Consider the following 12,510-nt stretch of genomic DNA (forward strand, 5'->3'; position numbering starts at 1 on the left):
GCGTCACCTCGCCACCGGCCTGACCAGCAGGTCGTGCGGACGGAGGGTGATACCCACGCGGACCGCGTCGTTCGAACCGGCCACCTGCTCGAAGCGGTACTTCGTGGCGAGCGCCGCCGTGATCAGCGTCAGCTGGGCCATCGAGAAGTGGTCGCTGGGGCACTTGCGATTGCCCACGCTGAACGGCTTCATGGCGTATTTCGGCACATCCCCGGCACGTTCCGGAATCCAACGGTCCGGGTCGAACTCCAGGTTGTCGGCGTACGACTTCGGATCGCGCTGGATTGCGTACGGACTGTAGATGATGTCCGAACCGGCTGGAATGCGATAGCCACCGAGTTCGGTCTCGACCACCGCGCGCCGCGTCAATACCCATACGGCCGGACGCAAACGCATGGCCTCCAGGATGACATTGCCGGTGTGGGTGAGACTGCGGACGTCCTCGAATACCACGGGACGCCCGCCGGTGACCGCTTCGACTTCGTCGCGTATGCGGTCGGCATGTACCGGGTGTTCGGCAAGTGCCTGGAGCAACCACATGATCGTGGATGCGATGGTTTCACTGCCGGGGGTGAGTATCGCGACGACCTGGTCGTGGATCTCCTGCTCCCCGATCGGGTCGCCATTGTCGTCCTTCGCCTCCAGCAATGCCGTCAGCAAATCGTCCGGCTTTTGACCAGATGCGCGACGCTCGGCGATGATCTCGTCGACCAGGAGATGCAAATCGGCCAGGGCGTTGTTGAATTTCCGGTTGGCCGGCAGCGGCAGCCGGTAGAGGGGTCCCAGCGGGACCACCATCCGCCGGTACATGCCCCGGAAGACGGTGGCGAGCGCGACGCACAGCCGCTCGGCCCGCTCGTCCATGTACTGGCCGCGCAGCAGGCAGCGGGCCGCGACGCGCACGGCGACGCGGAAGGACTCGGAGGTGGCGTCGACGGTCCGGCCCGGCCGCCAGCGCTCGGTGAGCGCGTGCGCCTCCTCCTCCATGATGGGCCCGTAGGCCGGGATGGCGTCGAGCCTGAAGGCGGGCTGGATGGTGCGCCGCTGACGCCGGTGCAGCGGACCGTTGGCGGTCGCCACGCCCTCCTTGCCGAGCAGGCCCTCCAGCGACTCCCAGAGCGGGCCGGCTATGTGGTAGTCGGGACTCAGCGCCAGGGCGCCGGTGAGCTCCGGCGCGGTGACCGCGTAGACGGTCTTCGGGCCGAGCTTGATGCGAACGATGTCACCGTGGTCGCGCAGCTGGGACATGTACGCCAGCGGGTCGCGGGCCAGCTTCCAGCCGTGGCCGAGAAGAGGGACGCCACCACCCGCGACGGGCGGCTCGCGCAGCTCGGGCGGCGCTTCGGGACGGGTCTCGGGGTTGACGGACTCGACGGTCATTTCTCACCTGCCGCTTCGTTGTTGACGTACGGGGGCGTGGACCGGTCGTCCCAGCTGTCGACCATGTAACGGCCGGACTCGTGGTGGAACCAGTAGACGGAACTGAACCAGTTCCGCATATTGCCGACGTTGGCCCGCACGGCGCCGCTGAGTTCTTTTCCGCGTACGGTTCCGTCGGCGAGACCGTCGGCGAACCGCAACGCGTCCTGTTCCGCGGCGAGGAATTCGGTAATGCATTCCTCGACGCGCCGCCGGACTTCTCCTATGGCTTCTTCCAGAGTCAGCCCGTGATGAGTTATGAGACTGATGCCGAGATTATGGACCTCATCCCCCGCTATTTCCTTCGGCAGCGAGCAGAGGTCGTTGTACCAGGCCGCGAATTCCTGGCTCAGCAGCGCCGGGCGACGATATGCCGGGTGTTTCCTGACGGCGTCCGGAAGCTCGCAGCCCGAGCTCGGCTCCAGCAGGTCGGTCCAGATCCAGTGCGCGAAGGTGAGCCGGCGCAGCTCGAGATACTCCTCGACGCCGGGCACGATACCGCGGGTGCGGTTGTGGAATTCACGGTCGTACGCCTCGATCACGGCGTGGAAGTGCCGGGCGAACCGGGCGTTCCACGTCGCCGGCGCCGGCAGGAAGGCGTACAGCCGGCGCACGGTGTCGGCGAACCCGGCGACCAGCGTGTCCTCGTGGTGCAGATGGTCTTCGGGGGAGTCGAGTGCCATGTGCAGCCGGTCCCGCAGCCGTCGCCAGGCGACGGGGCGGCCGTGGACGATGTCCCGGTCGTGCCGGTCGTCCCAGACGAAGAACCACGCGCTGTAGTCCGCTATCGCCTGCATGACCTCGTCGGGGGCGCCCAGGTAGTAGCCCGCCATGAGGTCCGTGTAGCACAGGCCGTCGGCATATTCCTCGACCTTGTCCGCCGGCATGAGCCGTTTTTCCAGCAGCCACGCGCGTGTCTTCCTCTGTAGCTTCGGCCAATACGGGTGCAGTTGCCGGGGAAAAACCGCCTCGATCACCGGGAGACGGAGCGATGAAGGTACCGCGATCGCGGTCGGTGTCGCTGTGGTGCCGTGTGAGAAAGCATGCACGAACAAACCCCTCTCAGCCGCCGATGGCGCACCCCTCTCGCTGAGCGGGGCGTGCGCCGTTGCGTATCCCCGCGCTTCCTATTCAGCACCACAACTGACCGTTCTGGGAACGGATTTGCTTCATTCACTACCCCCTGTGCCGGAATCCTCCTGTTGTGTGGCAGGTTCCCAGCAGACGGCAGACGGCAGACGGCAGACGAACGGCGCCCGCTCAGGATGAGACCCGAACGGGCGCCGTGCGCACAGGAGATGCGGGAGATGGGAGGGGCCGCTGATGCGGCGTCAGTCGTTCGCGACCACGGGGTAGCGCGGCTCGTTCTCGGCCATCTGCCGCAGCGCGTCCTTGCGTTCACGCTTGGAGAGCCGGTCGATGTAGAGGTACCCGTACAGGTGGTCGGTCTCGTGCTGCAAACACCGTGCGAAGTAGCCGGTGCCGCGCACCTTGATGGGGTTGCCCTGCTCGTCCTGCCCGGTCACCTCGGCGTAGTCGGGGCGGGCGAGCGGCGCGTAGGCAGTCGGGACGGACAGGCAGCCCTCGTTGCTGTCGTCCAGGCGGCGCCGGTCGGCGGGCAGTTCGACGAGCCTGGGGTTGCAGACCACGCCGACGTGGCGGACGCCCTCGTCGTCGGGGCAGTCGTAGACGAAGACCTTCTTGGCGACGCCGATCTGGTTGGCGGCCAGGCCCACGCCCTCGGCGGTGCGCTGGCTGGCGAACATGTCCGCGACCAGCTGCTGGAACTCCTCGCCGAAGTCGGTGACGTCCTCGCACTCCTTGTGCAGCACCGGGTTGCCGACCACCGTGATCGGGCGCGAGGTGCCGCGCTCACGCCAGGCAGTCTCGCGCTCCTCGCAGTCCTCGGTGTCGACGACGAACCCCTCGTCGTCCACGGGGAGCACGCCCGCGTGCTGCTGATCGGTGTCCTGCTGGGCCATGACCGACGTACGCCTTCCTCGAACAACTAAGGGGTGATGCTGATGGTGACTGCTGCAGAGTCCTGGTGCTGCGGAGTCCTGGTGCTGCGGAGTCCTGGTCTGCGGAGTCCTGGTAAAGACTACGGGGCCGCTCAGCAGACCTCTTCCAGATCCCGCCAGTCCCGCGAATCCGGACTGTCCGCGACCCACCCGTCCAGCAGCCCCCTCACCAGCGCGGCCGGCGCAGCCACCCCGCACTCCCGCTCCGGCACCCACAGCTGCCCGTCGGTCCGGTGGCCGAGGGGTCCCGGGTGCCCCGGCTCGCTGTGGTCGTGCGGGTCGAGGTGCTCGCCGTCGCCCTCGTCGGACGGCATCCGGGACTCCGAGCACATCCGGCACAGCAGCCGGACGGAGGAGGACCAGTCCTCGGCGGCGAACCCGGCGTCGGCGGCGAGCTGCTCCAGCGCGTCCCGGTCGGACTCGGTGGCGGCCTCCAGGAGGACCACCCAGGTGGGCACGGGCGACGGCGCCCACAGCTCGATCTCGTCGAAGACGGGGTAGGCGTGCCCGGCGGCGGTCGTGCGCTCCCCGTGCGGCACTCCGTCGTGCAGGACGACCTCGCCCCAGCGCCGGCCCGAGGACGGCAGCGGGATGGACAGCACCTCGATGCGGGCGGGGTCCAGCCGCCGCCCCCACACGACCTCGGCCTCGCCCTCCGGGGACAGCCGTACGGCCGCGCTGCCGAGGTCCATGCCGAGGGGCTCGCCGGCGTCCGTCGCGGCCCCGGGGGTGCGCAGTCCGTAGGCCTGCCACGCGCGGCGGGCCAGCGGCCAGTCCTGGAGGGCGGTCGCGGCGATGCCGACGTTCCACCAGTCGGGCGCGCCGCTGTCCCGGTCGAGCAGCGCCACGGCCCTCAGGCCCGCCGCTCTGGCCTGCTCCCAGTCGTGCCGGAACTTGTGCAGCAGGGCGAGGTTGAACCACGACTCCGACAGCCAGGGTTCCAGGTCGGCGGCGCGCGTCAGCAACGCGCCCGCGTCCTCGTAACGACCGTCGCCGATCAGCGTGAACGCGCGGTCGGTGGCCTGCCGCCAGGAGGCGGAGGGCCGGTGCCGTCCCTTGCCGAAGATCCTCACGATTCCCGCCTGCCAGTTCCGTTCAGTGGGCTGGCTGTGCCTTCCCGCGCCCCCGGACACCCTTCTCCTTCGCATCCAACCACGTACGGCCACAAGGGCGCTCATTACCCATGGGTTACCCACCCGGGGACGCGGTATGACTGCCTCGGGACAGCACTCGGGCCAGTGCTTCCACGACGTCGGGAGCGTAGTCGCCCGCGGTGGCCAGGCGCAGCTCCTCCAGTGCCGTGAGGCCGCCTCCCGGCCCCGCGTCCCGGGCCTTCTCCTCGTAGGCGTTCACGGCCCGTATGATCCGCGCGGCAACCGGCTGCTCGCGGCAGGGGTCGGCCTGTCGCTCCACCACCACCGCGACCGCCGCGTCGACTCCCGTCTGACGGACGACGGCGCCGCCGAGCAGCGCGATCCGCCGCTGTTCGGTGACCGGCAGACCGGCGGTGGCGCCCGCCGGGACGGGGTCGACCAGGCTCAGCTGCCCGATGTCGTGCATGAGGGCCGCGTACTCCAGGACGGTCAGCTCGGCTCCGGACAGTCCCAGGTCCCGACCGACGGCCCCGCTGAGCTCGGCGACGCGGCGGGCGTGCCCGGCCGGGGTGTACCCGGCGATCTCGGTGGCCCGGGCCAGGGAGGCGATGGTCTGCCGGTAGGTGGCCCGGACGGCCGCGTACCGGCGGTAGGACAGCTGCGTGAGCAGCAGCGGGACGCAGAAGACGGGGAGCGCCCACAGTCCCGCGACGGCCACCGCGAGGGCCATCACCGCCCCGGTCGCGCACACCGCGGACGTGATGCCGACCATGCCGCGCAGCTCTTCGCGCAGCAGCGGGCCGAAGGGCCACCCGGTGCGCGCGTGCACGGGGGCCGCGGCTAGTACGGCGTCGCACAGCGTGGTGAGGGCGAGCAGCGCGATCAGCAGCAGCGCGTGTGCGGGGCCGCTCCAGTCCTGGAAGACGCCCTGGTTGGCGAGCGGCCGGAAGCACACGGCCGCGAAGGCGACGGTGAGCACGCGCCGCGTCAGATGGTCCAGCACGGGCCCGCGGCCGCGCGCGATGTACGGCACGCTGCCGAGCAGCGAGGCGGCGAGCACGACGGTGACGGTCTGGGCGACGCCGTGGTGCACGGGCCGCCCGGCGACGTTGTCGAGCAGCGCGTAGGCCAGCGCCCCGGCGGCCCCCAGCGGCGCGGTCTCGCGGCTCTCGGCCCCGGCCCGCCGGGTGAGCTCACCGAGGGTGACAAGGACGCCGAAGGCCAGCGCGACGGGCCGCTCCGTCGTCCCCGACCACAGCACGGAGGCGACGCAGCCGAGCGCGAGGAGCCCGGCGCAGGCGGGGACGAGCCCCAGGACCACGGGGGGCCGGAACCACGACGACGTCATGGCAGCCTCCCGCCGAGGCGATCCCACGCTCCCCGCCCACCCGGCACGGAGAGCACACGGCGACCGGCCCCCACACACGACCGGGCCACCCACCCGCACCGCCCCCGGGGCCCTGTCCTCGAAGACAAGCCCCCACGGCCGGCACCCACCCGCCGAACCGTCCCCGACGGCCGGTCCGAGGGGGCATCGAGGGCGCCCTCACCGCCCAGGCCCAGGGGCGACCCCGCGACGGCCCCCGCGCCCATCACGGCGTCCCCCGGCCGGCGCTGTCCCGCGTCTCCTCGCGTCGGCCCGCGCTCACCCTGGCGGGGGCGGACGGTGTGCCGTCCGCCGTCACCGCCGGGCGCCAGCCGTGGCGTCCCAGGGCGCGCACCAGCGCCCCCACCATGCGTGGGTCGAACTGAACCCCGGCGCACCGCTCGAGCTCCGCTACGGCCGCAGCCACGGGTCGGGCCCTGCTGTAGCAGCGCGTGGACGTCATCGCGTCGAAGGCGTCGGCGACGGCCACCACCCGGGCCGATTCCGGGATCCGGTCGCCGGCCAGCCCGTAGGGGTAGCCGCTGCCGTCCAGGCGTTCGTGGTGGTGGAGGACGGCGGCCCGGGCCTCGCCCAGGAAGCGGATGCCCCGCACCATCTCGTGCCCGTACTCGGGGTGCAGCTCGATCACCCGGCGCTCCCCGGGCGTCAGCGGCCCGTCCTTGCGCAGCAGCCGGGTGGGCACGCCCAGCTTGCCCACGTCGTGCAGGATCCCGGCGAAGCGGAGTGTCTCGATGCGTTCGTCGTCCATGCCCAGTTCGCGGGCGATCATCATCGAGGCCTGCCCGACCCGTTCACTGTGCCCGCGCGTGTACCCGTCCTTGATGTCGACGGCCTGCACGAGCGCACGGATGGTTGCCTGGTGCGCGGCCCGCTCCCGGTGGTACTGGGCGAACGCCCACCACGCCACGCACATCGGCAGCAGCACGAGCAGCGCGGCGACGGGACCGTACGGGCTGCACCACAGGACGGCCATCATCAGCCCGGCGAGCCCGTGCACGGCGATCGGCGCGAGCGACCGGGAGAACAGCCCCCGCCAGGCCCGGCCCGCCGGCCCCCGGTCGGCGAGCGCCAGGACGCCACCGTCCAGCAGGGTCAGGACCAGGCAGAACGCGAGTACCCCGGCCCCGGCCGGCACCAGCGCGTAGGGGAAGTCGGCCGCGACGACCGCGTCCCGCCCGCCGAGCACCCCGTGCACCCGGGCGGCGGCCCACACGGCGAGCGTCAGCTGCGCGGCCCGCCAGACGCGCCGCAGGCCGAAGGGCCGGGCCGCCGGGAACAGCAGGGCCCCGGGCAGCGCCACGAGCGCGGCGGCGGACGGCGGCAACAGGAAGGCCCCGGCGAGCAGTACGGGGTAGCAGGTCCCCACGGAACGGGACCGGGCGACCTGCTCGCACCCCGCGTACAACCCGGCGAGCAGCAGCACGGCCCACCAGGGGGTGTACCAGGGGATGTGTGCCGCGGACAGCGGGAGCAGGCAGACCAGGGCGGCCAGGGCGACACCGGTGACGTACGCACGCACCCGCGCCGGTTCCGCGTCCATGTGCCCCTCCCCCGGCCATGCCTGTCAGGCTCCGGAGCCTAGGGCGGCGGCTGGGGGACGCGGGCGGACAGCCCGCGGATTAGCACGTACGAGTGACGTGACGTGCGCGGTCAGGACTCCTGAGGAGTCGGCGGCGCGGCCGTGACGTCGTGCTCGGGCACGGACTGCCCGGAGCGGATCAGGTCGATCCGGCCCATGACCTTGGACCGCAGGTCACCCGGCACGTCGTCCTGTCCGCAGCACCGCTTGACCAGCTTCTTCACGGCCTGCTCCAGCCCGTACTTCTCCAGGCAGGGCGAGCACTCCTCGAAGTGGTGCTCGAACTTCACGCAGTCCGAGTCCGGCATCTCTTTGTCGAGGAACTCGTAGAGATGATCGAGGATTTCGCTGCAATCCGTCTCGTGCGGCTCTCCGCAGCTCATGACCCCGAGCCTTTCGCTTCGTTCGACTCTCCGGCGCCGGCCGGGACCAGACCGCGGTCGCGGGCGTAGTCCTCCAGCATGCCGCGCAGCTGACGGCGTCCACGGTGCAGCCGGGACATCACCGTACCGATGGGTGTCCCCATGATGTCGGCGATCTCCTTGTAGGCAAAGCCCTCGACGTCCGCCAGGTACACGGCGATACGGAATTCCTCGGGGATCGCCTGGAGCGCCTGCTTCACGTCCGAGTCGGGCAGGTGGTCGAGCGCCTGCGACTCCGCGGAGCGCAGACCCGTCGACATGTGCGACTCGGCGCGCGCGAGCTGCCAGTCCTCGATCTCCTCGGCCGCACTGCGCTGAGGTTCGCGCTGCTTCTTGCGGTACGAGTTGATGAAGGTGTTGGTGAGGATGCGGTACAGCCAGGCCTTGAGGTTGGTGCCCTCGCGGAACTGGTGGAAGGACGCGTACGCCTTGGCGTAGGTCTCCTGCACCAGGTCCTCGGCGTCGGCCGGATTACGTGTCATGCGCAGCGCCGCCGAGTACATCTGGTCGAGGAACTCGAGCGCGTCCCGCTCGAAGCGCGCGCTGCGCTCCGCGTTCGACTCCACGCCCGTGCCCCGGCCCTCGGGCTGCTCCGCCTGGCCGTGTTCGGTCCCTGCGTCGGTCCCAGTGACCGGACCCACCTCCTCCAGTGACGTCGCGAGACCGAGACCGGCCCCACTCGAATCGGAGGATAGACGACGATCCGGTCCGCCCGCCGCCCGAATAGGGGCGGTCTTCGCCGCGTGCAGCACCGTCCAGTCCAAGTCGGACCGGCTGCTGCGGCTCGGGCAGAAGGCTGCACCCATGCGGCGGACTTCCTCTCCTACGGCGTCGGTGCTGTTTCCCAGCAACGTATGTCCGCCACAACAGTGGTCGCCCGCCGGTCATTCCCGGACGCTCACCCGAGTGAGCCGACCCACTTCGCGACCCCCTCGGTGATCAGTTCCAGGGCCTGTTCCTGGGTGATCTCCGCCCGCTTGGGCACGGCGAAGCCGTGGTCGCCGTACGGCACCTCGATCAGGTCGTACGTCCCCCTCGGGGCTTCGGGGAACTCCTGCGGCCTGCCGAACGGGTCGTTGCCGCCCTGTACGACGAGGGTGGGCACGCCGGCGCCGAGCAGCTCGTCGGCACGGGACTTCTCGGGCTTGCCCGGCGGGTGCAGCGGGAAGCTCAGGGCGAGGACGGCGTGGGCGCCCAGCTCGGTGGCGGTGCGGCAGGCGACGCGGGCACCGGCGCTGCGGCCGCCGGAGATCACCGGCAGGCCGGGCGCCTCCAGCGCGGGCCAGATTCCGCGCCAGCCGGTGTCCAGGGTCTTCGGGGCGGGCGCCAGTTTCTTGCCGGCCACCCGCCAGGGCTGCTCGACGAGGGCGACGCTGACGCCGTGCGCGGGCAGCGCGGCCGCCAGGGCCTTCAGATCGCGCGCCTCGATGCCGCCGCCGGCGCCGTGGCTCACGGCGAGGACGAGACGGGGGCGCTTCGCGCGGTGCCAGGTGATACGGGCGGGGCCCGCGTCCGTCCCGACGACCTCCGGCACGTCCGTTGTCGCATCCGTCACGCCGGAGTCGGTCACCTCGGAGCCCGTCACGTTTGATTCCGTCACGTCAGAAGAGTGTGCCCTCTTCCGGTGCCTCCAGCTCCTTGAGCAGCTCCGGACCGTTGTTGCGGACGTTGCTCACGGCCGTGGCGACCGGGAAGGCCCGCATCAGCCCGGCGGGCGGGGGCGCCAGCAGCGAGGTCAGCTCGTCGGGGTCCGTGCGTGCCGGGTCGAGCCAGTCGTCCCACCGGTCCGGCGTCAGCATCAGGGGCATGCGCGGGTGGATGTCGGCCAGGGCGTGCGGTCCGTCGGCCGGGGCGACCGCGAGCGGCGTGGCCTCCGCCTCCGTGGTGATCACGGAGCACGTCACCCACCAGGCCTGCGGATGGTCGTCCGGCAGCGTCCTGTCCCGCCAGAACTCGTACAGCCCCGCCATGGCGAACACGGATCCGTCGGCCGGGGTCACGAAGTACGGCTGCTTGCGCGGCCGCTTCTTGCGCCCCTCGACCTCCAGGTCCCGCTCCTGCTTGCCGGTGACCCACTCGTAGTAGCCGTCGGCGGGCAGGATGCAGCGCCTGGTGGCGAAGGCACGACGGAAGGACGGCTTCTCGTGGACGGTCTCCGCGCGGGCGTTGATCATCCGGGCGCCGCCCTCGGGCGTCTTGGACCAGGAGGGGACGAGCCCCCACTTCAGCTTCCGCAGCTGGCGAACCGGCTTCGGATCCTCGACGTCTTTCAGGGGACGGTCCAGGACGGCGTAGACCTCCTTGGTGGGGGCCACGTTGTAGTCGGGCTCCAAGGTCTCCTTGGGCTCCCACTTCTCGATCTCAAAGATTCCCGCGAGATCCTCGGGTCGACGACTCGCCGCATACCGTCCGCACATACGTGCCACACTGCCAGACCCCGCGCGCAAACGAGGAGCCTTCCCCACCATGGACCACCTCGCATCGGCCTCGCTCGCCTCCCTGTGGGACGAGGTCTCCGGCACCCAGCCCGACCCCGACCTGTGGGTGGTGATCGCGACCCTGGTCGCCGCGCTGGCCGTGGTCGTGCCGCACGGGCTGTGGCGGATAGCGCGCAACGCCATCACCATCGCCCACGAGGGCGGCCACGGGCTCGTGGCGCTGCTCACCGGGCGCACGCTGACCGGTATCACCCTGCACTCGGACACCAGCGGCCTGACCGTAAGCCGCGGCAAGCCGCACGGCCTCGGGATGATCCTCACCGCGGTCTCCGGCTACACCGCTCCCCCGCTGCTCGGCCTCGGCGGCGCGGCCCTGCTGGCCTCCGGGCGGATCACCCTGCTGCTGTGGCTCGCGACGGCGCTGCTCGCCGCCCTGCTGGTGATGGTCCGCAACGCGTACGGCGTGCTGACGGTGGTACTCACCGGCGCCACGTTCGTCCTGGTGTCCTGGCTGGCCGGGCCGCAGGTGCAGGCGGCCTTCGCGTACGCGGTGGTGTGGTTCCTGCTGCTCGGCGGGGTGCGCCCGGCGTTCGAGCTGCAGAGCAAGCGGGCACGGGGAGGCGCCGGTGACTCGGACGCCGACCAGCTGGCCCGGCTGACCCACGCACCGGCGGGGGTGTGGTTCTTCCTCTTCCACGCGGTGTCGCTGTGCTCGCTGGTCGGCGGGGGACGCTGGCTGCTGGGGCTCTGAACCGGGGCGCGGCCACTTTCAGTCAGGTTTCGCCGTTTTTGATCAAGATCTCCGATCGTCCTCAGCCATTAAAGTGGGGCCCATGACCGTGAACCCCGCGCACACCGCCCTCTGGCCCGCCCCGCTCGCGAGCGGGGCCGTCGACGCGACCGTCCACGTGCCCGGGTCCAAGTCGGTCACCAACCGCGCCCTGGTGCTGGCCGCCCTCGCCTCCGAGCCCGGCTGGCTGCGCCGCCCGCTGCGCTCCCGCGACACCCTGCTGATGGCCGGCGCCCTGCGCGCGATGGGCGTCGAGATCGAGGAAGGCGTCGGCCCGGAGGGCACCGGCGAGTTCTGGCGGGTCATCCCGGCCGGCCTGCGCGGCCCGGCCACGGTCGACGTCGGCAACGCCGGCACGGTCATGCGCTTCCTGCCCCCGGTCGCCACGCTCGCCGACGGCGCCATCCGCTTCGACGGCGACCCGCGTTCGTACGAGCGTCCGCTGCACGGCGTGATCGACGCGCTGCGCGTCCTGGGTGCCCGCATCGACGACGACGGGCGCGGCGCGCTGCCGATGACCGTGCACGGCGGCGGGGCCCTGGAGGGCGGCCCGGTCGAGATCGACGCGTCCTCGTCCTCGCAGTTCGTCAGCGCCCTGCTGCTGTCCGGCCCGCGCTTCAACCAGGGCGTCGAGGTCCGCCACACCGGTGCGGCGCTGCCGTCGATGCCGCACATCCGGATGACCGTCGACATGCTGCGCTCGGTCGGCGCCCAGGTCGACACCCCGGAGTCCGGCGGCGAGCCGAACGTCTGGCGGGTCACGCCGGGCGCGCTGCTCGGCCGGGACCTGACCATCGAGCCGGACCTCTCCAACGCCCAGCCGTTCCTGGCGGCGGCGCTCGTGACCGGCGGCAGGGTCGTGATCCCCGACTGGCCGTCCCGCACCACCCAGCCCGGCGACCGGCTCCGCGAGATCTTCACCGAAATGGGCGGTTCCTGCGAACTGACGGACTACGGGCTCGTCTTCACGGGATCGGGCGCCGTGCACGGCATCGACGTCGACCTCGGCGAGGTCGGCGAGCTGACCCCGGGCATCGCGGCCGTCGCCGCCCTCGCGGACTCTCCGTCGACCTTGCGCGGGGTGGCGCACCTGCGCCTGCACGAGACGGACCGCCTGGCCGCGCTCACCAAGGAGATCAACGAACTCGGCGGTGACGTCACCGAGACCGCCGACGGCCTGCACATCCGCCCGCGCCCCCTGCACGGCGGCATCTTCCACACCTACGAGGACCACCGCATGGCCACCGCCGGCGCGATCATCGGCCTCGCGGTCGAGGGCGTGGAGATCGAGAACGTGGCGACGACCGCCAAGACCCTCCCCGAATTCCCCGACCTGTGGACCGGGATGCTCGGGGCGTAG

12 protein-coding genes are annotated in these 12,510 nt (G+C 71.4%); 2 read left to right on the forward strand and 10 right to left on the reverse strand.

The features are described 5' to 3' along the window. Nucleotides 1-3: 3 nt before the first annotated feature. From ACIGO6_RS19120 to ACIGO6_RS19165, 10 genes are all read right to left on the reverse strand, one after another. Nucleotides 4-1,380, reverse strand: coding sequence for a cytochrome P450 (locus ACIGO6_RS19120; RefSeq protein ID WP_399877440.1), 1,377 nt, complete (start codon nt 1,378-1,380; stop codon nt 4-6). Then, complete coding sequence (gene cyc1, locus ACIGO6_RS19125) at nt 1,377-2,468, reverse strand: epi-isozizaene synthase (protein ID WP_399878175.1); 1,092 nt, start codon at nt 2,466-2,468, stop codon at nt 1,377-1,379. Before cyc1 ends, ACIGO6_RS19120 begins: the two co-directional genes overlap by 4 nt. A 282-nt stretch (nt 2,469-2,750) precedes the next feature. Beyond that, the gene (def, locus tag ACIGO6_RS19130; protein WP_399877443.1) at nt 2,751-3,401 is read right to left on the reverse strand and encodes a peptide deformylase; all 651 of its coding nucleotides are present in this window, start codon (nt 3,399-3,401) and stop codon (nt 2,751-2,753) included. Between the two features lie 131 nt (nt 3,402-3,532). Continuing rightward, nucleotides 3,533-4,513 carry a tetratricopeptide repeat protein gene (locus ACIGO6_RS19135; protein ID WP_399877446.1) on the reverse strand — a complete coding sequence of 327 codons (981 nt, stop codon included), beginning with the start codon at nt 4,511-4,513 and terminating at the stop codon, nt 3,533-3,535. Between the two features lie 115 nt (nt 4,514-4,628). After that, a complete protein-coding gene (locus ACIGO6_RS19140) occupies nt 4,629-5,882 on the reverse strand; it encodes an HD-GYP domain-containing protein (protein WP_399877449.1) in 1,254 nt (417 codons plus the stop codon). A gap of 244 nt (nt 5,883-6,126) precedes the next feature. After that, nucleotides 6,127-7,461 carry an HD-GYP domain-containing protein gene (locus ACIGO6_RS19145; protein ID WP_399877452.1) on the reverse strand — a complete coding sequence of 445 codons (1,335 nt, stop codon included), beginning with the start codon at nt 7,459-7,461 and terminating at the stop codon, nt 6,127-6,129. Nucleotides 7,462-7,571: 110 nt separating this feature from the next. Next, nucleotides 7,572-7,883, reverse strand: a complete 312-nt coding sequence (gene rsrA, locus ACIGO6_RS19150; protein ID WP_386316574.1) for a mycothiol system anti-sigma-R factor — start codon at nt 7,881-7,883, stop codon at nt 7,572-7,574. Continuing rightward, entirely contained in the window at nt 7,880-8,563 is a 684-nt protein-coding gene (gene sigR / locus ACIGO6_RS19155; protein ID WP_399877454.1) for an RNA polymerase sigma factor SigR, read from the reverse strand. Before sigR ends, rsrA begins: the two co-directional genes overlap by 4 nt. Nucleotides 8,564-8,820: 257 nt before the next feature. Next, nucleotides 8,821-9,456 (reverse strand): alpha/beta family hydrolase, encoded by a 636-nt coding sequence (locus ACIGO6_RS19160; protein ID WP_399878178.1) that lies wholly within the window; start codon nt 9,454-9,456, stop codon nt 8,821-8,823. 67 nt (nt 9,457-9,523) lie between these two features. Beyond that, on the reverse strand, nt 9,524-10,339 hold the full coding sequence (locus ACIGO6_RS19165; RefSeq protein ID WP_399877456.1) for an SOS response-associated peptidase: 816 nt from the start codon (nt 10,337-10,339) through the stop codon (nt 9,524-9,526). Nucleotides 10,340-10,388: 49 nt separating this feature from the next. Between ACIGO6_RS19165 and ACIGO6_RS19170 the strand changes: the two genes are divergently transcribed. Both ACIGO6_RS19170 and aroA read left to right on the forward strand, forming a co-directional pair. Further along, on the forward strand, nt 10,389-11,111 hold the full coding sequence (locus ACIGO6_RS19170; RefSeq protein WP_399877458.1) for a M50 family metallopeptidase: 723 nt from the start codon (nt 10,389-10,391) through the stop codon (nt 11,109-11,111). A gap of 82 nt (nt 11,112-11,193) precedes the next feature. Then, nucleotides 11,194-12,510 (forward strand): 3-phosphoshikimate 1-carboxyvinyltransferase, encoded by a 1,317-nt coding sequence (aroA, locus tag ACIGO6_RS19175; RefSeq protein WP_399877459.1) that lies wholly within the window; start codon nt 11,194-11,196, stop codon nt 12,508-12,510.

The sequence above is a fragment of the Streptomyces sp. NPDC053750 genome (assembly GCF_044544295.1).
Classification (GTDB): Bacteria; Actinomycetota; Actinomycetes; order Streptomycetales; family Streptomycetaceae; genus Streptomyces.

What these genes read in the sequence shown, in the direction of transcription:
- ACIGO6_RS19120 (WP_399877440.1), bottom strand. Translation starts at nt 1,380, where the DNA reads ATGACCGTCGAGTCCGTCAACCCCGAGACCCGTCCCGAAGCGCCGCCC.
- def (WP_399877443.1), bottom strand. Translation starts at nt 3,401, where the DNA reads ATGGCCCAGCAGGACACCGATCAGCAGCACGCGGGCGTGCTCCCCGTG.
- ACIGO6_RS19140 (WP_399877449.1), bottom strand. Translation starts at nt 5,882, where the DNA reads ATGACGTCGTCGTGGTTCCGGCCCCCCGTGGTCCTGGGGCTCGTCCCC.
- ACIGO6_RS19145 (WP_399877452.1), bottom strand. Translation starts at nt 7,461, where the DNA reads ATGGACGCGGAACCGGCGCGGGTGCGTGCGTACGTCACCGGTGTCGCC.
- rsrA (WP_386316574.1), bottom strand. Translation starts at nt 7,883, where the DNA reads ATGAGCTGCGGAGAGCCGCACGAGACGGATTGCAGCGAAATCCTCGAT.
- ACIGO6_RS19165 (WP_399877456.1), bottom strand. Translation starts at nt 10,339, where the DNA reads ATGTGCGGACGGTATGCGGCGAGTCGTCGACCCGAGGATCTCGCGGGA.
- ACIGO6_RS19170 (WP_399877458.1), top strand. Translation starts at nt 10,389, where the DNA reads ATGGACCACCTCGCATCGGCCTCGCTCGCCTCCCTGTGGGACGAGGTC.
- aroA (WP_399877459.1), top strand. Translation starts at nt 11,194, where the DNA reads ATGACCGTGAACCCCGCGCACACCGCCCTCTGGCCCGCCCCGCTCGCG.